The sequence below is a fragment of the Halomonas faecis genome (genome assembly GCF_010993975.1).
In the GTDB taxonomy this organism is placed as follows: Bacteria; Pseudomonadota; Gammaproteobacteria; order Pseudomonadales; family Halomonadaceae; genus Halomonas; species Halomonas faecis.
On record NZ_JAACZO010000014.1, the window covers coordinates 1 to 25,690 of the forward strand.

Annotated in this window: 28 protein-coding genes; 15 read left to right on the forward strand and 13 right to left on the reverse strand. The window is 61.1% G+C overall.

The genetic code is table 11. The features are described 5' to 3' along the window. From GFD32_RS08820 to GFD32_RS08840, 5 genes are all read left to right on the forward strand, one after another. A partial coding sequence (locus GFD32_RS08820; RefSeq protein WP_163576194.1) for a transposase occupies positions 1-693 on the forward strand: 693 nt, incomplete at its 5' end. 195 nt (positions 694-888) lie between these two features. Beyond that, entirely contained in the window at positions 889-1,647 is a 759-nt protein-coding gene (locus tag GFD32_RS08825) for a hypothetical protein (RefSeq protein ID WP_163576195.1), read from the forward strand. Positions 1,648-1,890: 243 nt separating this feature from the next. After that, positions 1,891-2,175 (forward strand): hypothetical protein, encoded by a 285-nt coding sequence (locus GFD32_RS08830; RefSeq protein ID WP_163576196.1) that lies wholly within the window; start codon positions 1,891-1,893, stop codon positions 2,173-2,175. A gap of 373 nt (positions 2,176-2,548) precedes the next feature. Continuing rightward, positions 2,549-3,190: a hypothetical protein gene (locus GFD32_RS08835; protein ID WP_240455587.1), complete on the forward strand. Its 642-nt coding sequence runs from the start codon at positions 2,549-2,551 to the stop codon at positions 3,188-3,190. A gap of 409 nt (positions 3,191-3,599) precedes the next feature. Next, a complete protein-coding gene (locus tag GFD32_RS08840; protein ID WP_163576197.1) occupies positions 3,600-4,058 on the forward strand; it encodes a hypothetical protein in 459 nt (152 codons plus the stop codon). 204 nt (positions 4,059-4,262) lie between these two features. Here the strand turns inward: GFD32_RS08840 and GFD32_RS08845 are convergent, their stop codons facing one another. Further along, complete coding sequence (locus tag GFD32_RS08845; protein WP_163576198.1) at positions 4,263-5,231, reverse strand: TauD/TfdA family dioxygenase; 969 nt, start codon at positions 5,229-5,231, stop codon at positions 4,263-4,265. A 25-nt stretch (positions 5,232-5,256) separates the two neighbouring features. Next, entirely contained in the window at positions 5,257-5,865 is a 609-nt protein-coding gene (locus tag GFD32_RS08850) for a LysE family translocator (protein ID WP_163576199.1), read from the reverse strand. Between the two features lie 688 nt (positions 5,866-6,553). Here GFD32_RS08850 and GFD32_RS08855 point away from each other — a divergent pair. The 3 genes from GFD32_RS08855 to GFD32_RS08865 all read left to right on the forward strand — a co-directional run bounded on the left by GFD32_RS08855 (position 6,554) and on the right by GFD32_RS08865 (position 8,187). Continuing rightward, positions 6,554-7,351 (forward strand): inositol monophosphatase family protein, encoded by a 798-nt coding sequence (locus tag GFD32_RS08855; RefSeq protein ID WP_163576200.1) that lies wholly within the window; start codon positions 6,554-6,556, stop codon positions 7,349-7,351. Between the two features lie 260 nt (positions 7,352-7,611). Beyond that, positions 7,612-7,890 (forward strand): type II toxin-antitoxin system RelE/ParE family toxin, encoded by a 279-nt coding sequence (locus tag GFD32_RS08860; RefSeq protein ID WP_163576201.1) that lies wholly within the window; start codon positions 7,612-7,614, stop codon positions 7,888-7,890. A 9-nt stretch (positions 7,891-7,899) separates the two neighbouring features. Then, entirely contained in the window at positions 7,900-8,187 is a 288-nt protein-coding gene (locus GFD32_RS08865; RefSeq protein WP_036148342.1) for a HigA family addiction module antitoxin, read from the forward strand. A gap of 40 nt (positions 8,188-8,227) precedes the next feature. Here GFD32_RS08865 and GFD32_RS08870 read toward each other — a convergent pair whose 3' ends face one another. The 7 genes from GFD32_RS08870 to GFD32_RS08900 form a co-directional block, all read right to left on the reverse strand. Beyond that, on the reverse strand, positions 8,228-9,556 hold the full coding sequence (locus tag GFD32_RS08870) for a glycosyltransferase (protein ID WP_163576202.1): 1,329 nt from the start codon (positions 9,554-9,556) through the stop codon (positions 8,228-8,230). Positions 9,557-9,645: 89 nt separating this feature from the next. After that, positions 9,646-11,307 (reverse strand): ABC transporter ATP-binding protein, encoded by a 1,662-nt coding sequence (locus tag GFD32_RS08875; protein ID WP_163576203.1) that lies wholly within the window; start codon positions 11,305-11,307, stop codon positions 9,646-9,648. Further along, positions 11,304-12,158 (reverse strand): metallophosphoesterase family protein, encoded by an 855-nt coding sequence (locus tag GFD32_RS08880; RefSeq protein ID WP_163576204.1) that lies wholly within the window; start codon positions 12,156-12,158, stop codon positions 11,304-11,306. The genes GFD32_RS08875 and GFD32_RS08880 overlap by 4 nt, the downstream gene beginning before the upstream one ends. A gap of 54 nt (positions 12,159-12,212) precedes the next feature. Further along, positions 12,213-13,763 carry an ABC transporter substrate-binding protein gene (locus GFD32_RS08885; protein WP_163576205.1) on the reverse strand — a complete coding sequence of 517 codons (1,551 nt, stop codon included), beginning with the start codon at positions 13,761-13,763 and terminating at the stop codon, positions 12,213-12,215. 75 nt (positions 13,764-13,838) lie between these two features. Beyond that, positions 13,839-14,714, reverse strand: coding sequence for an ABC transporter permease (locus tag GFD32_RS08890; RefSeq protein WP_163576206.1), 876 nt, complete (start codon positions 14,712-14,714; stop codon positions 13,839-13,841). Further along, positions 14,711-15,643 (reverse strand): ABC transporter permease, encoded by a 933-nt coding sequence (locus GFD32_RS08895; RefSeq protein ID WP_163576207.1) that lies wholly within the window; start codon positions 15,641-15,643, stop codon positions 14,711-14,713. The genes GFD32_RS08890 and GFD32_RS08895 overlap by 4 nt, the downstream gene beginning before the upstream one ends. Beyond that, positions 15,637-16,419 carry an HAD-IIA family hydrolase gene (locus GFD32_RS08900; RefSeq protein WP_205599073.1) on the reverse strand — a complete coding sequence of 261 codons (783 nt, stop codon included), beginning with the start codon at positions 16,417-16,419 and terminating at the stop codon, positions 15,637-15,639. Before GFD32_RS08900 ends, GFD32_RS08895 begins: the two co-directional genes overlap by 7 nt. Positions 16,420-16,532: 113 nt before the next feature. Between GFD32_RS08900 and GFD32_RS08905 the strand changes: the two genes are divergently transcribed. Next, positions 16,533-17,426 carry a LysR family transcriptional regulator gene (locus GFD32_RS08905; RefSeq protein ID WP_163559867.1) on the forward strand — a complete coding sequence of 298 codons (894 nt, stop codon included), beginning with the start codon at positions 16,533-16,535 and terminating at the stop codon, positions 17,424-17,426. 78 nt (positions 17,427-17,504) lie between these two features. Here the strand turns inward: GFD32_RS08905 and GFD32_RS08910 are convergent, their stop codons facing one another. Next, positions 17,505-18,416, reverse strand: coding sequence for a LysR substrate-binding domain-containing protein (locus GFD32_RS08910; RefSeq protein ID WP_163576208.1), 912 nt, complete (start codon positions 18,414-18,416; stop codon positions 17,505-17,507). A 122-nt stretch (positions 18,417-18,538) separates the two neighbouring features. On the opposite strand from GFD32_RS08910, the gene GFD32_RS08915 reads away from it, so the two are divergent. The 3 genes from GFD32_RS08915 to GFD32_RS08925 all read left to right on the forward strand — a co-directional run bounded on the left by GFD32_RS08915 (position 18,539) and on the right by GFD32_RS08925 (position 20,450). After that, positions 18,539-19,243 (forward strand): FMN-dependent NADH-azoreductase, encoded by a 705-nt coding sequence (locus GFD32_RS08915; RefSeq protein ID WP_163576209.1) that lies wholly within the window; start codon positions 18,539-18,541, stop codon positions 19,241-19,243. 192 nt (positions 19,244-19,435) lie between these two features. Further along, positions 19,436-20,152: an AzlC family ABC transporter permease gene (locus GFD32_RS08920; protein WP_163576210.1), complete on the forward strand. Its 717-nt coding sequence runs from the start codon at positions 19,436-19,438 to the stop codon at positions 20,150-20,152. Further along, positions 20,142-20,450 (forward strand): AzlD family protein, encoded by a 309-nt coding sequence (locus tag GFD32_RS08925; RefSeq protein WP_163576211.1) that lies wholly within the window; start codon positions 20,142-20,144, stop codon positions 20,448-20,450. Before GFD32_RS08920 ends, GFD32_RS08925 begins: the two co-directional genes overlap by 11 nt. Before the next feature lie 168 nt (positions 20,451-20,618). On the opposite strand, the gene GFD32_RS08930 is transcribed toward GFD32_RS08925, so the two are convergent. The 3 genes from GFD32_RS08930 to GFD32_RS08940 all read right to left on the reverse strand — a co-directional run bounded on the left by GFD32_RS08930 (position 20,619) and on the right by GFD32_RS08940 (position 23,346). Then, on the reverse strand, positions 20,619-21,752 hold the full coding sequence (locus GFD32_RS08930) for a GGDEF domain-containing protein (protein WP_240455588.1): 1,134 nt from the start codon (positions 21,750-21,752) through the stop codon (positions 20,619-20,621). 121 nt (positions 21,753-21,873) lie between these two features. Then, positions 21,874-22,482 carry a 5'-methylthioadenosine/S-adenosylhomocysteine nucleosidase gene (locus GFD32_RS08935; RefSeq protein ID WP_240455589.1) on the reverse strand — a complete coding sequence of 203 codons (609 nt, stop codon included), beginning with the start codon at positions 22,480-22,482 and terminating at the stop codon, positions 21,874-21,876. Between the two features lie 246 nt (positions 22,483-22,728). Then, positions 22,729-23,346 (reverse strand): LysE family translocator, encoded by a 618-nt coding sequence (locus GFD32_RS08940; protein WP_163576214.1) that lies wholly within the window; start codon positions 23,344-23,346, stop codon positions 22,729-22,731. 145 nt (positions 23,347-23,491) lie between these two features. Here GFD32_RS08940 and GFD32_RS08945 point away from each other — a divergent pair, with 145 nt between their 5' ends. From GFD32_RS08945 to GFD32_RS19810, 3 genes are all read left to right on the forward strand, one after another. Continuing rightward, positions 23,492-23,983 carry an Lrp/AsnC family transcriptional regulator gene (locus tag GFD32_RS08945; protein ID WP_163576215.1) on the forward strand — a complete coding sequence of 164 codons (492 nt, stop codon included), beginning with the start codon at positions 23,492-23,494 and terminating at the stop codon, positions 23,981-23,983. 239 nt (positions 23,984-24,222) lie between these two features. Next, the gene (locus tag GFD32_RS08950) at positions 24,223-24,603 is read left to right on the forward strand and encodes a hypothetical protein (RefSeq protein WP_163576216.1); all 381 of its coding nucleotides are present in this window, start codon (positions 24,223-24,225) and stop codon (positions 24,601-24,603) included. Between the two features lie 321 nt (positions 24,604-24,924). After that, positions 24,925-25,554 (forward strand): LysR substrate-binding domain-containing protein, encoded by a 630-nt coding sequence (locus GFD32_RS19810; protein WP_205599075.1) that lies wholly within the window; start codon positions 24,925-24,927, stop codon positions 25,552-25,554. The last annotated feature ends 136 nt before the right edge of the window (positions 25,555-25,690 follow it).

Consider the following 25,690-nt stretch of genomic DNA (forward strand, 5'->3'; position numbering starts at 1 on the left):
CGACTGGGCATCAGTCCGAATATCTATCAGGACGGCACCGTGGTGACGGCCGATACTGGCTTCGCCAACGAAGCCAACATGCGCTACCTGCACGAACGGCAGATCAATGGCTACATTCCCGACAACCGGTTCCGGCGCCGCGACCCCAAGTTCAACGCCCAGAAAGCCAAATACGGCAAGCGTCATCAGGACAGCCCGTCCGCAACTCGAAAGTCGATCATTCCGGCCAGCGAGTTCCAGTTCGATCCCATCAACTTGACCTGCCAGTGTCCGGCAGGGCATCAGATCAGTTATCGGGGCACCCGAGAAGACAATCGTGGGACGCTCCGCGCGTATTTCGAGGGCCGGTTGCTGCAGTGTCGGCACTGCGCGAAGAAGCACCAGTGCATGCATAACCCCAGCGCGGCAGATCATCGCCACGGAGCGGGGCGCCAGGTCTGCTTTGCTCTGGCACATCGACGCGCACCGTCCTACACCGATTGGATGAAGCAGCGCGTCGATAGCGCTGAAGGCAAGGCAATCTACAGTCACCGCATGTCGGTGGTAGAACCCGTATTCGGCAATATCGGCACCAACAAAAGATTGAACCGCTTCAGTTTGAGAGGCAAGCGGAAGGTGCAGGGTCAATGGCAGCTGTACTGCCTGGTACATAATATTGAGAAGCTGGCGAATTACGGCAGGTTGGCAGCGTGATGGTGAGGAGGAGGGTGTCTGTCAGGGCGCTACCGCTAGAGGGAGTGATAGAGATCAACATCGGCATCAGTGGCGTGATTCATGAATGATGGGCCGGACGCCGCTATGCCGGAAGATTTGAACCAATAGGAAGGGTGTAGGATGGCCGGAAAAGGGTTTTTCTACAGCCTCGTTAAACAGAACGGAGGTTAGTCAGTGAGTAACGGGGACGAGAAAATCTGCGAAGTGGTGAGGGGTTACATCCAGAATAGCGATATCTTGGATCAAGAGACTGAAATTCAGCACGCTACAAAATTTAAAGTGAAATCCGGGGCTCACCGCGCCGGCATCCTCGTTTATAACTCAGGCAAGATCCATGTTGAGGGGGCAGATTCGGACCTAAAGAACTGGTGTCTCGATGTAAAGAAGAGCATAGAAGACGGGACGAAAGCCCCGGGTGTGCTTTTACCGGAAGAAATTGAAACCTTGCCTCAGCGCCTACAAGATAGAGTCCCCGCTTGCGATGGGGTTGTGATTTGGTTCTACCAAGAGGCCTTGCGGTGTTATAAGGCCGGAAGCCCTGCTGGCGCTGCATTCATGCTCGGTGCCGCCAGCGAAAAGGCCATACTCCTGCTAATTGAAGGGTATAAATCGAATATCTCAGACGAGAGGAATCGAGAGCGTTTCGCAAGTCGCGTAGGGAACCGGATGCTTTCCGTGAAGTTTGACGAATTCAAGCGGTCATATCGTGGTTCGGCTCCAAAGCCCGATGCTGCCTGGGCTCAGGATTTGGAACAAATGCTTGACGGGGCCTTCAATTTCTACCGCTCCACAAGAAACCAAGTCGGCCATCCACAGATTATTCCGGACCTAGATGAAGGGGTTATTCTGGCCAATATTGGTCAGTTTATTGTGTATGTCGAACGAATCTACTATCTCATTGAGTTCTTTGAAGAAAATGATATGCGAGTTTAACAAGTCGCTTGAGTATGCTCCGGCCCTGGTCGGGCCTCCGCCGGACGGGCTTTCCGCGCCGCTCCAAGCCTGCCGATCAGCTTTGCGCAACTCTGACTAAAGTCCGCTTTTGGCCGGATGCCGAACTTTAGGCTATGCTAACATGAAGGAGTAATTGTGTTGGCCAATGCAGAATTCTACCACTTACTGTACCCTATCATTAGGATTGGTTTCTGGTTGACTTGAGGCAAAAGAAATATGGGGATGTTATTGTCGTTAATCAGCATGCTTGTGGGTGCCACTATTACGTGGTGGGTTGCTCGAAGTTACTATGAAAAAGCAAGTCATGACTTGTCTATGGAGGCTGCTGAGCTAAAGAAGCTAAACACGCTTATGCTACGAGGTATGGAGGAAGCTGGAATGGCTGAGTTCTCTCGTGACCACGAGGGTAATATCCAAGGGATGAAGATAAATATGTCTAGCAATATTCAGGCAGGTTCAGCAACAATCAAATGTGATGCTTCAGTGATGCCAAAAAATTCTTCGTGACCAATACTGGCGACTCAGATAATCTGTTGCTCCGCTGATGCTTTATAGGCTGGGTGCTTTGCATGTTTGCTCTTGGCCGATAGCGACGGCATAGCCTTTGTGCCGTCGCAGGCTCTTTTAGACCTCTGTCTGCTCAGCGGAGTCTGTCAACATAGTTGGGCATCGAATGAATCCATCTCTTTTCGAAGCACTCAGAATAATTTGTGAGCGGAAAGATATTGAGATTGACCGAACGGGTATTGGTGACGAGGGGGTAGATGCGGATTCGGTGCCGACTCTTGGAGAACCTTGGTGAAGACCACTAACAACTCGTGTAAGGCGGACGCCCCTGACGGGTCGCCGCTTCGCTCCGCATTAACGAAAACGAGCCGGAATGATGTTTCATCCAAAAGGAATAACTGAACCTGATAGAAGTGGGTTTTCACAAGACCTATTTGGGTACAGTGCATTGGCTAGGCATAAATGGGGCATGGCATGCACGATGGCAGGGTTTGATGTTGATATATCAAAGTCAGCAAGCGTTGAAGATTTAAAAAATCCAGTTCTATGGCTTACTCAGGCACATGCGCTTTCAGAAGCAGCGTTGGTTGTTTTAAGAAATGAGCCGAACTTACGTGTAATGCCAGTACTTATGCGCGGGGCATGCGACAGTCAATATTGCGCGGTTGGACTAATGCTGGTTGGTTACAGCCTTGAGGTATGCCTAAAGGCGATGATTATAATGCGAGATGGAGTGGAGGAATATTTAAAAAATGAAAAAGACCATTTTCATCACAAGATTCACGAGTTGGCAGGCTTCGTGCCCAATTTATCGAAAAAAGAAAAAGCTATTTTGATGGTTCTACACCACTTTGTAACATGGGCAGGGAGGTGTCCGGATCCTGGCTCAAAGAGAATAAACCACGCAGAAGAGATCTTTTCATTGTCTGAAAAGTATAAAATTTCTGCAAAAGATGTATTTGAGATCGCATCTAAAGTAATGGGGCATGCAAAGCATGTTGCCGATCATTTGTAAAAATGCGCTAACAAGGTTCTCATGTGGGACGCCGCGCCGCGCCGCGCCGCGCCGCGATGCGGCTCGCGCCCCACAGCTGGAGTGTTATACATCAGGATATTCTCAATGTCTGCTTCTGGCCGAATGCTGAACTTCAGGCTATGCTGAATGAAGCTTGTGAGGCACCTGACAACCCGAGGTGGTCGTTACTGGAGTTCCCCCATTCCAGCGCACACGCCCCAGTATTATTCAGCATCCGCGGTTATTAGTGTTGGGCGGCCAGGCTATGATGCTTTAATGCGCCATTTGGCTAGGTGGCAGCAGGCGTTCTGTATAAAATACTTGGACGAGCTTGTACGAGGTTGACATGTAATCATTCTGTTTAACTTCTAGCAAGCATCAATGTAGGATTTAATAAAGGGAAGGTGCCATGCTAGATGACTTAGAGAGCTTCGCGAATAAGACTGTAGCTATGGTCGACAGTCATCCAGATATAGGAACCTTACGGCATTCTGACAACTGGTTTGATGACCAAGTAAAACTCCTTGAAGATTCGCTTATCAGTATAGTCAAGCGATGCCGGGATTCTAAAACAAGACAATTTGATCAAAATGATGGCTTGTTTTTATCTTTACAAATCCAGTCGGCCGAGGCAGCTACCTCTGCGCTACTTGGCTACACGCCAAGTGCTGCATTGTCTCAAACAGCGAGTACAGTTTCAAACTGGATACAAAGCACTTTGATACCAAATCTAAAAGGGATATCAGGAAAAGTTTTAACAATACTTGCTAGTTTGCTGACGCCTACAGGCTGGGTCTTAAAGGGTAGCATCGGGGGAGGTGTGCTAGGACTTTCAAATCTCGAACTAGAGATCAAATTTGGGAGGTGAGGTTAACAAGTTTAAAAATACACTCTTGACGTCTCGCTTACTTACGCGTGCGTCATATCAGAAATGCTTGATTGTCCGCTTCTGGCCGATAGCAGACATCGTGGCTTCTTGCGCAGGCAAATACACTGTTATCGTCAATAGCTCCCTATGCAGCGAAGGGAGCTGAGTCTGTGATTGGAGCGACATTGGGGAAAATGGTATCTATTATATTATGTCGCGGATAACGTATCCTTGATGTGGTAGGCGCTTTCTAACAGAATCGAAGTCTTGGCGTACGAAAGATCTTTGTAGCCAGCGATCTTTTCCATCAAACCTGGCTTTGAAGGATGTTCTTGAGTGAGCAGTTCGGCGGTTATCGACTAACAGAAGCTCCCCTTCCTGTAGTCTAAATGTCTGCATAGTGCTTCTTAATGCCTTTTCGAGTTCATCAATTGCTAGGCTCGCCTTTTCTCCGTGCGGAGTGATTAGATCTGAGTCATAAGTCAAGTATGGGTCGTCTTTTGGACCCTGTAGAACAGAGGCGCGTTTTATAGAATTTTTCTTTCCGTGTTCGTTTCCAAATGACAGGTCATAAGCAAAAGAGTACAAGGGCTGAAAAAGACATTCCTTCGTTTCTTTTGACAAGAGTGGCAATGCGAGCCTGATTGAGGAGACTCCAGTTTTGGCTTGCCTTTCTGGATCTTTTCTCAAACAGTTCAAGATGAGGAAGTCGGGGCGGAATTCATGAAAAGCGACTTCTGTGTGGAGCTCCAAATAAACGCCGCTGCTTTCAGAGCTTTGTTTTGATGTGTTTTTGAATGTAGGTCTGATATTGTTGAATAGCAATCCTTCGCTTTCCTGTGCAAAAGCATACATATCACCAAGGAGGGAGCCAAACATCGATATGCAGAACTCTGATATATAACAGCCACGCTCTGCGGCTTCTTTGTTGTCAATCGGTGTTTCGCATAGATCGGTTTCGAAGGGTAACCCTTTTAAAAGAATGAATCCCGGTTGGTTACCATAAGATCTAAATTCTAATATTTCGTTTTTAATTTTGGTGGGAAGTTTGAAGGATGCAGCTCTTGCATGGCGTATGAATTTTTTCGGTTCTTGGTAGGGGTTTAATTCTCCAGGTGGTGAGAATAGATTAGATACTTCATTTTTAGAGAAATATGTCCTTAGGTCTAACATTTTGGCAACTCCTTGGTTTATAACCCTAGAGTAAATGGTTGACTGATTTTGTGAACAAGGTTAAGCCGATCACAGTTATTAGAGCTCCGGTCACAGCCCGTGCCTTGTTTACTGAACTTTGGGTTATTTTTTTGGTCGCTATGTGGGAAGAAAGTGCATAGAGCATCATTATGGAAAAGTCGATCACGGCCCAGCCGGTTGCAAGGTAGAGGGCTGAATGCCAATAAGGAGCCCCCTCTAAAATAAACTGGGGAAGGAGGGTGGTGAAAAATATAAGATCTTTCGGGTTGCTGACCCCGGTATAAAAGGCCCGTTTAAAGATGGCTTTTGGGGAGGCTGCCTTGGCCTGGCCTGAGGTAAGGTTAATCGGTCTGAGGCTATTTATTCCAACCCATATCAATAAAACCGCTCCAGCAATAGCCATCACATCAATCCATATGCCGCGAATCAGAAAGGCGACGCCCCCGAGCGACAAAGCAATCAAAATCATGGCCGCCATGACGCTGCCAAACGCGTTAAAAAGGCTTCGCTTTAGACCGTACGACGATGAGTCTTGGATCATTAGTAATGCTGAGGGTCCAGGAGTTGCAATGATCAAGAAGATCGTTCCCAAGTAGAGTGCGAATAGATTCACTATTATTCCTTTTCAGAGGGGCGTTTTCCCTAGCAAGCAGCCTATGAGAACGGGTGTGGCTAGCTGGGAGTCGGCTGCCTCAGCCTGAATATGGTCAAGAGATTTTTTGGGGTGATTCTTTAGTTCATCATTCGAATATTTGAGGTTTTGAGCCTAGCTTTCTCTATCCTTGATTCATGACGTCGCCGTGTGTCACCTTGGTTACGGTAATGTTTAAAATTTAAGAAATTGTCTGCTTGATATTACCTTGAATGGAAAGGAGTGATGTAAGCTGGTATTTATTTTTGGGCTGATGGATGTCAGGTGAATTATTTCGAGTTTTTTTAATCTATCATTTTTTACGTTGTGCGTCATTGCGTTGTAAGTAAGTCGTTCTATGCAGTGGTTAGAAGTTTGATGATATGTGCAGTGAGGTATATTAGATATTTTACATGTAGTCCATGGCTTACACTGGACTTGGCTGATAAGCTCCTCGTGAAGTGACCCCTTGGTTTCATCACCCCCTGATCTAGGTGCATAGGGTGTGCTGAAACCAGGGGGGATTACAGAACAAGAAGAAGGAGTTTCTCGCGGTGACAACACATGATGGCAGCCTCGCTGCCATCCCGTGGACATCTTGTCCTGCTATCGTCCTGACATCGGCGGCGCATCGTCGCGTCGCGCGCTCCACGTTGCCCCGGGAGGATCCATGCACGAGTCGTCTCTGATCGCGTCATTGCAACACGCCGCCCGCGTTGCCGGTGCATGCCTTCTCGAGGGCTATCATGCCGCCGGTGCCATCGACTTCGAAGCCAAGGGGGCCTCCGATTTCGTGACCCACTACGACCGCGCGGCGGAGCGGATCATCATCGACAGCCTCCAGCGCGCTCACTCCGGACTGGCCTTCCTCGGCGAGGAAAGCGGCGCGACGCCGTCCGCGTCCGGTGATACCACGGTGATCATCGATCCCTTGGATGGCACCAACAACTTCCTGCATCGGGTGCCTCACTTCTCGGTCTCCATCGCCGTGCACCAGGGCCGATCATTGACCCACGGTGTGGTCTATCAGCCGCTGCTGGACGAGATGATGTGGGCGGTGGCGGGGGAAGGTGCGTACCGCAACGAGCGACGCATCGTCGTGCCGCCGGCCCGAGGCCTTCACGAGATGCTGGTCGCCACCTGTCTGCCTTATCACGACAAGGGCGACTGCTCGACCAGCCTGGCCCATCTGACGACGCTGATGCCTCGAGTCGCTGGCATCCGCGTGCCTGGCTCGGCGGCTCTCGAGGTCGCTTATGCCGGCCTCGGCCGCTTCGATGCCTTCTGGTCTCAGGGCGCTCGGCTCGAATTGTGGGATGTCGCCGCCGGCATCGTCATCGCCCGCGAGGCCGGCTGCACGGTCACCGATCTGGCTGGCGACCCGACGCCCGACGAGTGGGCCAGTCTGCTGGTGGCACATCCCGAACGGCACGACGAGTTGCTCGAGATGCTGGTTGCCCCGCGGTAGGCGGCCGAGCCGCTGAATCTACAGGCTCTCTCCGCCAGGGTACGGCTGACCAGCCCGCGCACGTAGCGCAGAGTGTCGTCGTGGTTGCGAGCATAGGCATCACCCCATGCCTCCAGTTGGCGAGCATCCAGAGGTGGCGTGGAGCGATGAGCGGCCGATAGAGGGGGCGGTGGAGATTGCCGGATGGCTGGCGTTACATGAAGCGATAGTACGCTGTCATGCGGATTGACACCTGGCACGTTACAGGTTACATTCGAAGAATGATTCGAAGCTTCAAACACAAGGGCTTGGCAAGATTTTTCAAGTCCGGCAGCACCGCAGGGATTCAGGCCGCTCATGCAAAGAGGCTTCGGCTCATTCTCGGTAGATTGAATGCAGCGTCGGATGTCAAGGATATGGACTTGCCTGGTCTTCGTTTGCACGAGCTTTCTGGCAATCGTACTGGCATTTGGTCAGTAACGGTCAGCGGTAACTGGCGAGTGACTTTCCGATTCGAGGACGGCGATGCCGAAATTGTGAATTACGAAGATTATCACTGAGGTACCGCAATGTTGATGCACAACCCTCCTCATCCCGGTGAAGTATTGCGAGAGCTTTGTCTTGAGCCCCTTGGCCTTTCTGTCACGGCGGCTGCAGAGGCATTGGGCGTTAGCCGCAAGACTCTGAGTGCTGTTTTGAATGGCAAGGCTGGTATCAGTCCCGAAATGGCTATCCGGCTCTCTATCGCTTTCGATACGTCGGCAGAAAGCTGGCTGAATCAGCAGTCCCAGTATGAGCTCTGGCATGCCGAGCAACACCGTAAAGAACTCAACGTCAAGAAACTCGTTGCCGCTTGAAACGGCACATGACCGGGCCGTGCAGATGGATGCCATCGCCTCATCCCACCGTCGCCGTGACGCATCGCCGATACAATCTTGCCAGCTTTGCCGCCTGGGTATCTTCGTGCCACTGCGCGGCGTGAAGCGGGCCGCGGCGGGCGAGTGCTTCGCGTAGCGTCGAGTCGCCGAGTACGCGGTTGACCTTGGCCGCGAAGTCGTCGTGCGTCTCTTCAGCGATCAGGCAGCCCTGGCCCTCTTCCAGAACGTCACGGGTGCCCATTGCTGCGGTGGCGATCACCGGCGTGCCCAAGGCCAGGGCTTCCAGCAGCACCAGCCCTTGGGTTTCGGTGCGCGAGGCGAAGACGAAGGCATCGGCGGCGCGGTAGGCGGCCTGCAGGGGGCCGTCGCGGTCCAGGTAGCTCAGAAAGAGGACCGCCTGGCCTAGCCCAGCCTCCCGTGCTCGCCGGGCCAGCGATGCCTGCGCCGGGCCCTCGCCGGTAACGATCAACCGGGCTTCGGGGTGCTCGGCCAGCACTTGCGGCAGCATATCGATCAGAAACTCGATGTTCTTCTCATGGGCGGCGCGTCCCACATAGAGCAGCAGCCGTGCCGTCGGTGGCAGGCCATAACTGGCGCGAAAGTCGCTCTCTTCGTGGGGGTGGGTAAAGGCCTCCAGGTCCAGGCCGGTGGGAATCACGTCGATGGGCGTCGTCACGCCATAGCGCTCCAGGGTCTCGCGCATGGCGCGGGAGGGAGCGACCACGGCACTCATCTGATGGCACTGGCGAACCGAGAGTCGTCTGGCGACAAAACGCAGCCCGCTTCGCGGCAGCCAGCGCACATAGTGGTGCAGGTACTCCTCGAAGAGGGTGTGGTAGGTCGCCACCACGGGAATGCCCAGTCGCTTGCCCAGGGCGATGCCCGCATGGTGCGCGACGAAGGGCGTATGCACATGGATCAGGTCGAAAGCCTGGGCGGCCAACGCGGATGACAGCGCCAATGCCTGGCGGTAGTGCATCATGCGATCCTCCGGATCGCCGGGCACGCCGCGGGAGGAGACGCGCAGTATTCCGGGGGCATCCGTCTGCCCTACCGGATAGGCGGGCGAGACCAGCGTGACCGAGTGGCCCAAGCGTTTCAGGGCGGCGCTGAAGCTGGCGATGGACGTGGAGACGCCATTGACTCGCGGCAGGTAGACATCCGTGATCATCAGGATATTCAGGCCGCAAGCGTCTGCTGTCGAGGGTCCGGCGGCCTGCAAGGTGTCAGTGACCCGGGCCTGCTGCGCTTCCTGCTCGGCCCGGCGCTGCAAGGCCAAGGCATTGCCCTGGGCCAGTCGCGTGAGGCTTTTCAGCTCTGCCGGGCTGAGCGGTTGACGCAGTGGCATGCAGGCGGACTCCCGTGGCACTTCACCACGAGCTTGGCGGGCGAGTGTGACAGCCGTGTGTCAACGGGCCGTCACTGCGGGCGTGGGGATCACGCCGACGCGGCGGTATATCGCTCGGGCTGCGACACCGCCGTCGCCACGCGTCGGGGAATTTCCGCGTGCGGCACCGCATCGATCAGCTTGCGCGTGTAGTCGTGCTGGGGCGACGTCAGCATCTCGGCGGTCGGCCCGGTTTCGACGATGCGCCCGTCGAGCATCACGGCCAGGCGATGGCTGATGCGCTCCACCACGGCCATGTCGTGGGTGATGAAGAGCAGTGACAGACCGTGGCGCTGCTGCAGGTCCTGCAAGAGCTCGATGACTTGCCGGGCGATCGACACATCCAGCGCCGATACCGGCTCGTCGGCGACGATCAAGCGGGGCCGCACCGAGAGCGCCCGGGCAATGCACAACCGCTGGCGCTGGCCGCCCGAGAACTGATGGGGGTAGCGGTCGAGGTGCGCGCTGTCGAGCGTCACCTCCGACAGCAGCGAGGCGGCCAGGTCGCGCCGCTCGCGTTCGCTGACCAGCCCATGGATCAGCGCGGGCTCGGTCACCAGCTTCCAGGCCGGCAGGCGGGGATTCAGCGAGGCGAAGGGGTCTTGAAAGACCATCTGTGCCATGCGGCGCATCGGCAGCAGTTGCCGCCCCTGCAGCTGCGAGACGTCGCTCCCCTCCAGGCGTATCGAGCCGGACTGGATCGGGGCCAAGCGCAGGATCGAGCGCGCCAGGCTCGACTTGCCGCACCCCGACTCGCCGACCAGCCCCAGCGTCTCGCCGCGGCCGATCTGCAGGCTGACGCCATCCACGGCGCGCACCGGCTGACGCGCCGCGAAGGGGTGAGCTCGTCGGCCCGGATAAGCGGTGACCAGATCGCTGACTTCCAGTAGCGGCGACGTCGCGGGGGGCGTCGGCGAACCGCCGCCCAGGCGCGGGGCGGCATCCAGCAGTCGACGGGTATAGGGGGCTTGCGGAGCGGAGAACAGGGCCTGGGCACTCGCCGACTCGACCTGTTCGCCGGCCTTGAGTACCAGGATGCGATCTGCCATTTCCGCCACGACGCCTAGATCGTGGGTGATGAACAACACCCCCATCTCGGTTTCGGCCTGCAACCGGCGCAACAGTGCCAGGATCTCTGCCTGGGTCGTGACGTCCAGCGCCGTCGAGGGTTCATCGGCGATGAGCAGACGCGGCCCGGTGGCCAGCGCCATGGCGATCATGACCCGCTGGCGCTGCCCTCCGGAGAGTTCGTGAGGGTACTGGCCCAGGCGTTCGGCGGCTCGCGGTACCTGCACGCGCTCGAGTGCCGCCACCGCCTGACGGCGCAGCTCGCGGCGCGTCATGGTGGAGTGCCGTTCCAGCACCTCGGTCAGCTGCCGGCCAACGGTCATGGTCGGATTGAGCGCGGTCATGGGCTCCTGGAAGATCATCGACACCAGGCGACCCCGAATCGCCTGCATCTGCCGGTCGGAGAGCCGGGTCAGATCGTGGGGCTCGCCGTCGAAGAGGCGGATGCACCCGCGGGTGATGGTGCCTCCCTCCCGCTCGATCAAGCGCAGTATGGCCAACGCCGTGGCCGACTTGCCCGACCCCGATTCACCGACGAGGGCCAGGGTCTCGTTGCGGTGCAAGGTGAAGTCGAGCCCCTTCACCGCCTCGTTGTCACCGAAGCGGATATGCAGGTCGGAGACCTCGAGCAGTGGGTCGCTCATGAGGCCACCTCCCTTGCCAGCGGGCGCGACTCGGTCGGCAGCGGCGCCATCCAGCGGCCGGCGCGAGGGGTGAATCCCACGCTGAGCGGATCCTTGCCGACGACCTGCCAGCGCACGGTGTCGCCGAGTTCGAGGCTTCCCCAGGCCCCGGCCGGTTGACCCTCCGTGGTGAAGCTCTCGGTGAGCGACTGCTGGGCAAGATAGAAGATGCCGCCCAGTTGGGTGAAGGCATTCCAGTGGACGTGCCCGGAGAGGTGAACCACCGGCACTGCCGCCCGCGATAGGACATCGCGCACCCGGGGCGACTCCGGGTAGGCGCTCAGGTGCGGTGCGCGCTCGAAATAGTAGTTGCCCGACGGAGCGTTGGGCGAAACCGGAATGTGGCTGACGACGAGTTGCGGCCGTTGCGCCCGGCTCAGGGTGCCTTCGAGCCATTCCAGATCGGCATCCGGCAGGCTCAGTCGCCGCGTATCGCCTGGATGCAGCCGCGGATCGGCTCGCCACAGCACCAGGTCCCACCCTCCCAGTGACACGACCTCGTGCGCCAGGGGCTGGCCAAGGATCTCGGCGTTCTCGGCGACCGAGAGGTGCTCGAGGTCATGGTTGCCGTTGACGTGGAAACGGGGACAGCGGATATCGGCAAGAACCTCGGCCACCTCGCGTGCCAGGCGCCGGTCGGTGGCGGGATCGACGTCGGAGATGCGGTCGCCCAGTTCGATGACCGCATCCGGCTGACGGGCATTGACGTCCGCCACGAATTTGCGGGTCAGTTCGAGGGCGGTTTGCCCGCACTTGGTGCGGGTGTTCGGCCCATGGTGAATATCGGTGATGACGGCCAATCGCAGGGTCATGGTCGGTCTCCTGTCGAGCGCGCCGCCCGAGGGACGGCGCGCCGTCGCAGTGGATCAGTTGGCTGCCGGTGCGATCCGGCCGGCGCGGAAGTCCAGCACGTAGGGGATATGGCTGGGCAGCGGTTCCCAATCGATATCCGCCTGCATGCCCCAGGCCTCATAAGGGCGGTAGAGCGGCAGGACGGGGGGATCCTGCTCGATGAACTCCATCAGCTCGGCGTAGGCGGCGCGACGTTCCTCGACCGTCTCCGAGAAGCGGAAGCGCTCCCACGTCTCCTGATAGGCCTCGTCGGTGTTGAAGCGATCGCAGCTCTCCGACGGACCGCCAGGGCCCCACATCACCCCGAAGGAGCCGAAGGGGTCGGCGAAATACATGGGGTTCGACCAGTTGCGGGTCATCATTTGCGGATCGCAGCCGGTCCAGGATTCGGTCACGTTGATCTCGCCATTCACGCCCACCGCATCCCACATCTCCATGATCGCCTGGGCGGCCAGCAGGCCGTTGGTGTAGTAGGCGGAGTGGGTGTCGTAGGTGATGGTGGCGCCGTCGTAGCCGGCCTCTTCCAGCAGGCGGCGTGCCTCCTCGGGGTCGTAACGGAAGGTCTCGAGCTCCGGCATGTAGAGCTCACCGAACTCTTCCATGGTGTGCGTCGAGGGCACCTCGGCCATGCCTTTCCACAGCGATTCGTTGAGCAGGTCGCGGTCGATGGCCAGGCTCAGCGCGCGGCGGATACGCGGATCTTCCAGCTCGGGGTGATTGACGTTCATGATCATCACGTGGAAGAGCGGCGTGACCGAGCCGGCCGTCTTCAGGTTGGGGTCGCCGTCGACGAGGTCGAGCTGGTCGGGCGCCAGGTTGGTGATCAGGTCCACTTCCCCGGAGCGCAGCGCGGTGACCCGGCTGACCGTCTCGGGAATGCGCGTGGCGACGACACGCTCGTAGGGCGCCGGCTCGCCCCAGAAGTCGTCGAAGCGCTCGTAGACGATGCGCTCCCCCGGCACGAACTCGGCGATCCGGTACGGGCCGGTGCCCACCGGGGCCAGGCCGAAGGCCTCGTAGTCGCCCACCTCATCGACCTCGGGGTGACCCGAGAGGCCCATGAGGTAGCCCTTGGGCACGATCATGGTCTGCTGCATCGACAGCAGCGTCTCGAAGATCGGCTCCGGGCGCGCCGTGTAGACGCGCACCTTGCCGTCTTCAGTGGCCTCGGCGCGGGTGAAGTTGCCCAGGCGGTCGCGCTTGCGCACCAGATAGGGCGGGTAGGTCGGCGAGAACATGCGATTCAGCGAGAAGACCACGTCCTCGGCGGTCATTTCCGAACCGTCGTGAAACCGCACTCCTTCACGCAGGGTGAACTCGATCATCTGCGGAGAGACGATCTCCCACTCCGTGGCGAGCCCCGGCACGAAATCGCCCGAGCCGCCGTGATCGCGATCGATCAGAGTATCGAAGCTGTTGTAGTAGTACTGCGAGCCGGCATTGGAATGGTCGCTGCCCGGGTCGAGGTAGTTGTTCATGTTCTGAACGCCGACGCGCAGCTCCTGGGCGCTGGCGGACTGCACCGCCAGCACGGCGGCAATGGCACCTAACAAGACACGTTTCATGTTTCCCCCTTGAGCGGCCTTGGCCGCGACTGATGGCACTTGCGATGGTTCTTGCGTTGGCACTTGCGATAGGGTTCAGCGCTGCCGCAACCGGATGTCGGTGCGGTCGCGCAGGGAGTCGCCAAGCAGCTGCACGACCAGGGTGACGAGCAGGACGAGCAGCGACGGAACGACGACCAGCCAGGGCGCACTGGGCATGTAGTCGCGGCCCTGTCCCACCATGCTGCCGAGCGTGGCGGTGGGTGGACGCACCCCGAGCCCCAGGAACGACAGGGTCGATTCGAGAAGCACGATCTGCGAGAAGCTGAGGGCGAACATCACCACCAGCGGCGAGACCAGATTGGGCAGGAGATGCCGCGTGGCGATCCGCCAGGGCGACGCTCCGGCCGCCAACGCCGCCTCGATGAAGGGCTGGCCACGCAGTTTCATGACCTCGCCACGCACCACCCGGGCAAAGGTCTCCCAGCCGGCGATGCCCAGCACGACGATCAGCACCGTCAGGTCGCCGCCGAAGATCGCCACGGCAAGCAGTGCCAGCAGCGTGAAGGGCAGGGCGATCTGGATGTCGATGGCCCCGGCGACGAGGTCGTCGACGAGCCCGCCCTTGAGCCCCGCGATGAGCCCCAGCGTCAGGCCCAGCAGCATCCCGAGCGAGGCGCCGGCCATGCCGATACCCAAGGTGATGCGCAGCGCATGCAGCCCGCGCGAGAGGATGTCGCGCCCCAGCTCATCGGTGCCCAGCCAGTGTCCCGCCTTGGCCCCCTCGAAACCGACGGGCGGGCTCAGCCGGGCCAGCAGCGTTTGCTGGTCGGGATCGAACGGCGCCAGCCAGGGCGCCAGGGCCGCCACCGTCAGCAGCACCAGGCCGGCGACGACTACCAGGCGGAACGACAGGTCGCTAGCGCGCCAGGCGGCGGTCGCGCGGGAAGCGTGAGCAGCAATGACTGTCATGTGAGACGCGCCCCCAAGCGCACGCGGGGATCGACCCATGCATAGGCGATGTCGATCAGGGTGTTGATCGTGACCACGGCAACCGCGACCGCCAGGACGCCGAACTGCAGCACCGGGTAGTCGCGACGTATCGCGGCGCGAACCAGCAGATCGCCGATACCCCGCCAGGAGAAGATGCTCTCGATCACCACCGCACCGGAGGAGACGAGTGCGGTGACCATCAGGCCGAACACCGACAGCACCGTGATCAGGGTGTTGCGCAGCACATGCCGAATCACGACCTCGCGCTCGGAGAGTCCCTTGGCGCGTGCCGTGCGCAGGTAATCCTGACCCAGCACGTCCAGGGTGGCATTGCGGGTGTAGCGAATGAGCGCCGCGATGTAGGTCAGCGACAGTGCCGTGACCGGCATCAGGTAGTGGGCCCAGGTGCCATTGCCGGCACTCGGCAGAATCTGCAGCCAGTAGGAGAAGATCAGCAGCAGCAGGGTGGCCAGCACGAAGTTGGGGGTCGCATAGCCGAGGAAGGCCAGCGTCATGACCCCCTGGGCGGAGGCGTCGCGCCGCCTCACCGCGGCGAAGATGCCAGCGGGCACGGCTACGACCAGGGTCAGCAGGATGGCACCGCCGATCAGCTGCAGGGTGGGGCCGACGCGCTCCCAGAATACCTGGGTGACCGGGCGCCGTTCGGTGAAGGAAAGCCCGAACTCCCCCTCGACGATACCGCGCAGGTAGCGCCAGTACTGGGTCAGGATATCCTCGCGCAGGCCGTAGTAGGCGATCAGCTCGCTGCGGCTCTGGGCGTCCAGCCCCTCGCCGGCAATGAAGTCGATGGCATTGCCCGACAGGCGAGTGGCGAAGAAGACCAGCGTGATCACCACGAACAGGGTGACGACCAGCTTGACCAGGCGCATCGACAGAAAGCTCAGCATGTTGCGTCTCCCAGCAGATGCCCGAGACCCAGGTTCGGCACCACCCGAAGGAACGCCATGCCCAGCGCGTCGGCACCGGCGCCGTCGGTCGCCTCGTTGTCCCCGATCATGAGCGCTCGGTCGGCGGTCGTGCCGGCACGCGCCATGGCGATGGCGAACAGGTGGGGTTCCGGCTTGCCGATCACGTGGAAGCGCTGCCGGGGACGAATGCTGCGGATCGCCGCCAGCAGCGCGCCGGTTTCCGGTACCGGCGTGCCCGCCAGGCTGGGATGGCTGACGTCCGGATTCGCCACGACGAGTTCCGCGCCGGCCTCGAGAAGGCCAAGGATGCGTCGCAATGCGGCGTAGTCGAAGCCGACGTCACGGCACAGCAGTACGGTGTCGGGCTCCTGCTCCGAGACCTCGAGACCCAGCCGCTCGGCATAGGCGATCAGGGTCGGGCTGGCGAAAAGAGCGACCGGCGCTGCGGGCGCTCGCTGCGACAAGGCCCTCACCGCTTCGGCCCCTGCCAGGATCAACCGCTCGTCGGCGATCGGCAGCCCCAGATCGCGAAGCCGGGCCCCGAGGCTCGCGGGCGAATCCGTCGAGTTGTTGGAGACGATCCAGAGCCGTTCGCCAATGGAGCGGCAGAACGCCTGGACACCCGGCAATGCCACCTCGCCGCTGATCAAGCAGCCATCCAGGTCGCAGAGAATCGCCTGCCAGTGGGGGGCCATGACATCGGGTGATTGGAAAGGCCGGCCGTCGGCGGCCAGGGTGGGGGCACGTTGCGGCAAGGGTCGGGCTCCGGTGAATGGGCTCACGGGAGCAGAGTGAAGTCACGCTTTGACAATATTGTTGCAATCGAAAGCTGATCTTTTAGTGACTGAACTTTCACTAGGAATCGACCATGACCTTTTCCGCTTCGGCGAGACGCGCGCTGCATGCCGTGCTGACCACCGGCTCCTACGCCGCGGCGGCACGCCATGCCGGGGTGAGCCAGCCCGCCATCGCTCAACAGATCAAGGCGCTGGAGCGCCACTGCGGCACCCCGCTCTTCGAACGCCGCGACGGCCACCTGGTGCCGACCGCCTTCTGCGAGGAACTGACCGGCATTACCGAGGGCATCGACGTTCTGGAAGCGCAGGCGGCCCGGCTGCTGGAACGCCGCCAATCGATCCAGTCGGGCCATCTGCGCATCGGCCTGGGCAACTCGATGCCCGGCATGGCGCTGATCGCGGCCTTTCAGCGCGAATACCCCGCCGTGACGCTGTCGGTGGTGCTCAGCGACTTCGCCAACATCATCCGGGGCGTGGTGGAAGGAGAACTGGATGTCGGCGTGCTGCCCAACGTGCCGCAGGACAGACGCTTCGTCCGGGAGAGCCTGATCGACCAGGACGTGGTGGCCATCGCTCACCCCGACGACCCCATCTCGCGTTTCGACCGCATCGACTGCGAACAGCTGATGCAGAGCCCTTTGATCTTTCGTAGCCGCGGTTCGTCGACCCAGGCAATGGTCGACGCCGCCTTCCGTCAGGCGGGGCTCGAGCCACGCGCCAGGCTGGTGCTGGATACGCGCGATGGGGTGTGCGAGGCGGTGGCCAACCGCCTGGGCGTGGGGTTCATGTGGCGACACGGCACGGGGCGCACCGATACCATCCACCGCATCACCGTCACCGGCATGGGAGCGCCCTGCCCCGAATCGGTCTTTCGCCTCTCCGAAACCCAGGACCCCATCGTCAGAGCCTTCTTCGTCACCGCGAAAAATTTCCGCCGGCATGCCGAGGTGTTGAAGGCAGGGTGATCCGGCAGGCCGAGACCGGCTTCTCGCCGAGGGCATGCCATGCCTTGCCCACGAGGGGACAGCATCGTCTGCATTCCCTCAGGCGCTGTCCGATAGCTGGCACAACCCTCCCGGCACCCGCATCACCCAGTCGCGGATCGCGCGTATCGTTGGCGCATCGCGCCGGCTTTCCGGATAGACCAGATAGAACGGCTTGCCTTCCAGCTCCGGCCCGAAAGGCTGGACCAGGCGCCCCTCCGCCAGTTCGTCGGCGATCAGCGGGCGGCTCATCAGGGCCACGCCCTGACCGCCGATGGCGGCGGAGATGGCGTGGGTCTCGTCGGAAAAGACCAGCCCGGCGCCGACATCCAGACCTGCCACCTTGGCTCGCTTCTGCCAGCCGGCCCAGTCCGCGGGCGTGACCGAAGCCTCCTGGGGTCGAAAGTGAATCAGCGGATGGTCGGGCAGCTCGGAGAGATCGTTCAGGTTCAGGTGGGGGCTGCAGGCCGGGATGAAGGTGTTATCGAACAGCTTTTCCGCTACCAGCCCTGGCCACTGGCCGTCGCCATAGCGAATCGCCAGATCCGCGGTCACGCCGTCCAGTGCCACCGGTTCGTGGGAGGCATGGATTCGCAGGTCGATGTCCGGATGCGAATCCCTCAACAGGCACACCCAGGGCAGCAGCCAGCGCACGGCCACCGCCGGGGTAGTGGAGAGCGTGGCCGCCTGGCGGAGGGGCGGTGTCTTCAAGCGCGCCACGGTCTCCCCGATGCTGTCGAACGCCGCTTCCAGGGTTTCGAAGAGCTCCCGCCCCTGCGGCGTGAGCACTAGCTGTCGGGGCTTGCGCACGAAGAGTGGCATCTCCAGGGCATCCTCCAACCCGCGGATGTGATGACTGATGGCCGTGGCCGTGACGGACAGCTCATTGGCCGCCCGCTTGGCGCTCTCGTGGCGGGCGGCGGCCTCGAACGCCCGCAGGGCAGACAGCGAAGGGAGTCGGCGAGGGTTCATGGTTGAGTTCATTTCATCTATATCGGCAAATATTCATCGTTTGTGACGCCAGGCACTGGGTCATAGGCTCAAGTCGCCTATCAACAGTGAGTGAGTTCAGCTCACAAGACAAGGAGCCTGACATGACCCATATCCTGCAACTGGACGCTAGCGCCCGCCCCGGCCTCGCCGGCACCGACGAGCACGGTTCACTCAGCCGTCGCCTGACGCACCGATTCGTCACTGGCTGGCAGGCCCGCCACCCGGAAGCCATCGTGACCCATCGCGACGTGGGCGGCAGCCCGCCCTCCTTCATCGACCGGCGCTGGATCCAGGCTGCCTTCACGCCCCCGGAGCGCCAGGAACCCTGGATGGCGGAGGTGCTCTCCGAGAGCGATCGGCTGATCGACGAACTGACGGCCGCCGATGTCTTGGTGATCGGCGCCCCGCTGTACAACTTCGGCATGCCAGCGGCGCTGAAGGCCTGGGTGGACCTGGTGGTGCGCATGGGGCGCACGGTGGACTACGACCCGAGCCGCCCGGACGACCCCTTCACGCCCCTGCTGGCCGACCGGCCGCGCCACGCGGTCGTTCTGTCGTCGCGAGGCGGAGCCGGCTTCGACCCCGGCGGCGAGCTGGCCCATATGAACCACCTGGAGCCCGGCCTGGCCACGGTGCTGGAATTCATCGGCATCACCCGAATCCACCGGGTGGCCATCGAGCACCAGGAAGAGGGCGGGGAGTCGTTGGCCGCCTCCATCGCGGCGGCAGAGCGCCAGGTGGATGCGCTGATCGGCCGGTTGCAGGCGCGGCGACAGGCCAGCCACGAACCGGCGTTAACGAGCTGAACGGCGCCTCCCGGCTTCCTCCCTGATGCCCGCGCCGACGGTCCGCCGCTGTCGGGGCGGGTAGCTGGCGTGCGGTGCAGTGGCTGTCGAGCGCTGGCAGTGGCATCCTCGTTGCGGTTGCCAGCGCGGTTCCGAGGGGAACGACCCGCGGCACACTGGCACTCTCCGCACGACACGCAAAAGGAGCTCGGCATGGCAAAGCAGGAAGCGGCGCTGCATCGCCTGGATGGCGCGCTGGTGTGGGAAGGCTTCAAGGAGCTGCTGCCCATCTCGCTGTTCGTCATCGTCTTCGGTGCCGCCTTCGGTCTGGCCGCGACCCAGGCCGGGCTGAACGATGCGTCCATCATCGCCATGAGCGCCATGGTGTTCGCCGGCGCTTCTCAGTTCGCCGCCCTGGAGCTGTGGGGACCGCAGGTCCCGTTCTTTACCCTGATGGCGACCGTCTTCGCCATCAATGCCCGCCACCTGCTGATGGGCGCCACTCTCTATCCCTGGCTGAGTCATCACTCGCCGGCAAAACGCTACGGCGTGATGTTCGTCGCCTCCGACGCCAACTGGGCCATGGCCATGCAGGCGTTCGGCCGCGGCCGGCCGGGGCTCGGGCTGGTTCTGGGCGGCGGGATTGCGCTGTGGTCGTTCTGGGTTCTCGGCACCTGGCTGGGCCTGCACTTCGGCAGTGCCGTGCAAGACCCCGCCAGCCTGGGGCTGGACATGGTGATGGGCTGCTTTCTGCTCGCCATGGTGGTGGGCGGCGAGAAGAACTTGCGCATGCTGCTGATCTGGACGGTAGCGGCGGGCGCCTCTCTGCTGGCCTGGCGCTACCTGCCCGAGAACAGCCATGTGGTGGTGGGCGCACTCGCCGGCGGCCTGGCCGGGCTCGCCTGGGGGAGGCGTAGCCATGAACATTGAAACGGGCGGCATGAGCGCGTTGGCCGTCATCCTGGCCATGGCGGTGGTGACCCTGGCGACCCGCTGGGGCGGCGTCTTCGTCATGTCCTTCGTGCCCATCGGCTACCGCGTCAAGCAGTTCATCCACGCCATGTCCGGCTCGGTGCTGGTGGCCCTACTCGCGCCCCTGGCGGTAAGCGGCGATCACGGCGCCCGACTGGCCCTGCTGACCACCGCCGCGATCATGCTGGTGGTGAAGAAGCCGCTACCGGCCATTGCTGGCGGCATCCTCGCAGCGGCGCTGTTCCGGCAGCTGTAGCCACGCTTCCACCGGCCTTGGCAGTCGCAATGGCGCCGGCATCCGGTGGCGGTGGACGCTCGTCCTCGCTACCCCCGTCACCGCTTCATTCAGCATTTCGTGGCCGCTGTTCACCACAGTGAGGCAGTTCCGTGCGCGGGTGATGCCGGTGTATACCCGCTCCTTCCTTCAAGCCTCGTGCGTGCCTTCGTGGCTCATCACGACCCGGTTCCTTCCGCCGTGCTTGCCGGCGTACAGGGCCCGGTCGGCCTGCTGGATCAGGGCGGGCAAGTCGGTCTCCTCACCGAATACCCCGGCGATGCCGATGGTGACGGTCAGACGGTGGTCGGGCATTTCCTCCATCGCCGGCAGTTCGGCGACCGTCTTCTGCACGCGTTCCGCCACCATACGGGCGTCTTTCAGGTGAGTATTCGGCAGGGCCACGATGAACTCCTCGCCGCCGAAGCGCCCGATCACGTCATGGGGCCTGAGGGATCGCTTGCAGGTTCCTGCGATCGCGGTCAGCACCCGGTCCCCCTGGCTGTGCCCCCAGGTGTCGTTGATGGCCTTGAAGTGGTCCACGTCGATCATGAACAGGCTGAAGGGCGTCTTCTCGAGCTGTGAGCGTAGCAGCAGCGCCTCGGCGCGCTTCATGAAATGGCTTCGGCTGTCCAGGCCCGTCAAGGCATCCCGCTCGGCGACCATGCGCAGCTGCGTTTCCAGCGACTTTCGGTGAGCGATTTCCTCGACCAGTTGGCGGTTCTGAACGCGCTCTTCCTGCAGCAGCGCGAACTGCTTTCGTTGCAGTTTTTCAAGACGCAGCAAGGCGAAGAACCCCACGGCGTTGGTCATGATGAGCAACAGCAATATGCGCAGTGCGACCACGGCCGGAATATCGGCCACCATCATCGCTGAGGTCAGGAAGCCCAGGCTCAAATAGAGGCTGGCGCATGCCACCACGGGGAGCAGGTTGGGAATCAGCAGGTAGAAGGCCATGGTGGCCACCACCACGGCGGTGACCTGTGTCGAGAGGCTTTCGGGGCGCAAGGGAACGATCAGGATGATGCCCGTTGCCAGTATCCAGAGTGGCAAGGCATGCAGCCAGCCCTTGCGTGAATAGTTTCCCCAGCGCCCGATCACGAATGCCAGGGCCAGGCATGAGACGACCACCAGGATTCGCATGGCGAGCAGCAGGTAAAGCTCGGTGCTCACGCCGGTATAGTAGTAGTCCGAAATGGCGAACATGCCAAAGACCAGGGCAGCCACGCTGAGGGCCAGGCAGGTTTCGAGGCGAACTCTGGAATCGATGTCACGGCGATACATCGCTTCTCGGCTTGGCTGGTGAAACTGACCGGTCAGCCAGTTGAGCGAGTCTCTCGTTATTGGCGACGACAAAGGCCGACTCTCCCTGTCCTGCATTCAGTGAAAAATGCCGTGTCTTTGGTCATGACTTGGCGTCGTCAAGGCGATCCACGGCGGCGGCGAGCTTCTCGTCGATGATGTGCAGGGTCTCCGTCCAGTCATCCACGTGGTGTAGCTCCGCCTTGCCGTCCGAGATGCCGCGCAGCACCACCAGCGGCACGCCGAAGCGGGTGCAGGCGCGCAGGCAGGCGTAGCTCTCCATGTCCACCATCTCGGCGGCGATGGCGTCATAGGCCGCGCCCGAGACGATATCGGCGCCGGTGGAGAGCGTCGCCTCGCGAATGCCGGGTATGCGCAGGGGCAGCGGCAGCGTCGCCGGCAGATCGAGAAAGGGCGTGACGCCCTTTTCGAAACCCAGCGGCGTGGCGTCCATGTCGCGGTAAGCGACGGAGGTCGCCTGATAGACCTCGGTCTGCTCCAGCACCCGGCTGCCCGCCGAGCCCAGCGACACCACCAGGTCCGGCAGGCACTCCTGCTGGGCCAGAGTAGCCAGCGCCGCGGTGAGCTCCACCGCCGCCTCCACGGGGCCGACGCCGGTCATGAGCGGGGTGAAACGCTGCCTGAGATGCGGGCCGTACTCAGCCTCGGCCGCCATCACGAAAAGCACGTGGCGGCCGCCGAGTGTCGTCAATTGGGGCGCCTCGGTTGCAGTTGCCTGAGAGTCACGGGTACGGGAGTGCTTCATCGACGCGGATTGCCTTGTCAGGTGGCTCTTGGGCTCAGTTTACTGGCTGGGGATACTGATGTGCGATGGCAAGCCGTCGCTGGCGCTTCGACCGAACCGCCTATGGGCCAAGTCATGTTTCGGTGCTGGTTTTGGGAAAGGGCCGCCGGGACGCAACGTTGGCGCTTGGCGCAGGACAAGGCCGCCGGCCCCTCAGGCGGCCAGGCGCAGGGCGAAGGCGATCATTAGCGAGCCGAAGGTCCAACGCTGCAGCCGCGTCCGTAGGGGGCTGCCGGCGAACCAGCGCTGCAGCGCGGCCCCCAGGGTGGCGTAGCCGGCATCGAACAACAGGCCGATGCCCACCAGCAGACTGCCCAGCAGGGTGAACTGCAGCAGCACGGGCCCCTCCCCAGGAGAAACGAACTGGGGCAGCAGCACCGAGCAGAACAGCAGCGACTTGGGATTGAGCAGGTTCGTCAGCAGGCCACGGCGCCAGGCGCGGCGGTGACCGTCGTCGAACATCCCCACGTTGGCCGCGTCGATGTTCGCCGTGGTGTCGGGCGAACGCAGCAGTTGCAGGCCGATCCAGGCCAGGTAAGCGCCACCCGCATAGCGCACCACATCGAAGGTCCAGGGCGCGGTGGCGAAGAGCGTGGCCAGCCCCAAAGCCGCCAGGACCACGTGCAGGCCGCGCGCCACGGCGAGGCCGGCCGCGGTGGCCAGCGCCCGGGTGTGACCCTGCTGGCTGCCGGTTTGCAGCACCAAGAGCATGTCGGGCCCGGGCAGCAGGTAGACCGCCGCTAGGCCCCCGATGAACATCCACAGCTCCATAGCCTCGCCTCCCGCCGTAGTGACACCTCTGCCTGGAACGCTGCCAGTCTAGCCCCGGAGGCGCCGGCAGGTCCTTGCGAAGTCGGCCTAGGAAATGGATAAAATTGGCACAAGATGCCAATGAATAAGAGGGAGTTGAATATTAATGCCAATGCATCGACTGGATACAATCGACCGGCGCATCCTGGAGGCGCTGCAGCGCGACGCCCGGTTGAGCAACGTGCAGCTGGCCGAGGAGGTGAGCCTCTCGCCCTCGCCTTGCCTGCGACGGGTACGCCAGCTGGAGGCGGCGGGGCTGATCCGCGGCTATCACGCCGAGCTGGACCGCGGCGGGGTGGGCCTCGGCCTCACCGTCTTCGTCGGCATCAAGGTGGAGCGCCACCACGAGGCCGAGGCCAACGCCTTCCGCGAGGCGGTCGTGGCGTTGCCGGAGGTGGTCTCCGCTCACCTGGTGTCGGGGGAGTCGGACTTCCTGCTGCAGGTGGTGGTGGCGGACCTGGCGGACTACGAGCGCTTCCTGACCGGGACCCTGCTGCGCCTGCCGGGCGTCAGCGACATCCGCAGCAACTTCGCCATCCAGACCGTTAAGGAGTATGGCCCACTGCCGCTCACACGGCCCGAGGGCGAGGGCCGGTAGCCGCTGCCCGTCGGTCGACGTTCCGGAGGTCTGCCCTGGCCGGTGAGCCTAGCTGTGATCTCTCGGTAGGGTACTCACCCGGGACTTGAGCCGTACCGGGATTCCCGGAGGCTCAAAACCTTGATAGGTGGCGAGTTCACCTCCGGGAAGGCATACGCAATTCACATAACCTCCCGGTTGCGGTCACGGTTATGTCCCCGCAGCGCGGTATTTGCAAACGAGAAAACTGGAGTCATGGAATGATGCAGCGTTCAGTGAGTTGGCTGGTTGGAGCAGCTTTTTTCTCAATCTCGACGATGTCACCCGCGCAACAGATGGCGGCACCTGTTTGCTTTCAGATCGCCATCGCCTGGGCGAACTATTCCGCGCCACTGCTGGGGTCGAGTGTGAATGAGAAGGAAGTCGCTACTGCCAAACAACAACTTCTCGAGGTGCGCCCTGATATGCCGTCCGAGCTTCAAGCGACGCTGGATGACTTCATCGCCGCCAATGAAGCATTGGCTGACAATCCGAAGGACATGCTCGATTCTGACCATCCTCTCAACAATGGCGAGTCCGAACGCCTCATGAATGCCTATGAGGAACAGTTCGAAGCCGCCTGTCCCGAGCCTTCCTCGTAAGTCCGCACTGGTTACAACACCTGTGTGCAAAATCGGCAGGCCTGCCCGCCAAGTCGTCTGCCACGCTGGCCGAAGCGAGCAACGCTCGACACCATTGTCGCGGCGCTACAAGGGCGTGAAGTGCCATTCGAACACCTCGTTCATGTGGGCGATTTCCTTGCTGGTTGAGGGCTTTTCGGGCAAGAGAAGACCTTCTGCGCCGACCGATCGAACTTCGCGGAGGCTCAAAGGTTGGGCGGGGTTGATGGAGCTGATGAGCACGCCGTGAGGCGTAATGGCCGGAAGCCTTTGCACGTAAGACCGCCGATCAGTGCCGCGGCCATGGTCTCGACGGTGGCGCCTCAGCACGGCAAAGTGTCGCCTCGCGAATCCCGGGAAAACGCAGCGGCAGTGGCAGAATGGCCGAAGCGGTCATTCAAGCTTCGCCCGCTCGAAGAATCTAAACCCACCATTCGCAGCGCAGCCGATGCGGGACGAAGCGGGCATCACTTTGGCTCAGGCACGCGCGCTCGAGGCGTCGATTTCTGCTGCGAGCTGCCTGCACTTGGCGCTTGCCCATTCGTGCGCATCGGCCCCGAACAACAGCCGCCGCGCACACCGCGCGAGCTGTCCGCGCATCGCTGCATCGGCTTCAGGAATGCCGGCGATACCCTGTCGCCGTGGTCGTTCGAGAAGGACGGGCACGCGGAGACGGTGAAGGTGTCGCCGTCCGTCGTCGTCAACGACGGTGACGCGCTCGTGCAGGCGGCCCTTGCGGGGATGGGCCTGGCCTACATGCTTGAGGACCTTGCCGCGCCCTTCTTGGGCGACGGTCGTCTTATTGAAGTCCTGGCCGACTGGTGCCCCCGGTTTCCGGGCTATCACGCCTTTTATTCAAGCCGGCGCCAGCCGGCCCGCGCCTTCACCTTGTTTCTCGAGAGCCTGCGGCAGGAGACCAGAGAGGGCCGATGATAGGCAAATGGTGCATGTTTCCGGCAGGTTTCTTTTCTTAGGCTGCAGGGTCCCGGATGATCGGATCGCCTATAGAAGTTATCCTCTGATAGCAGCCAGGGAGCTTCTACAGCACTTCATCCGGGAGCAGGTTCAT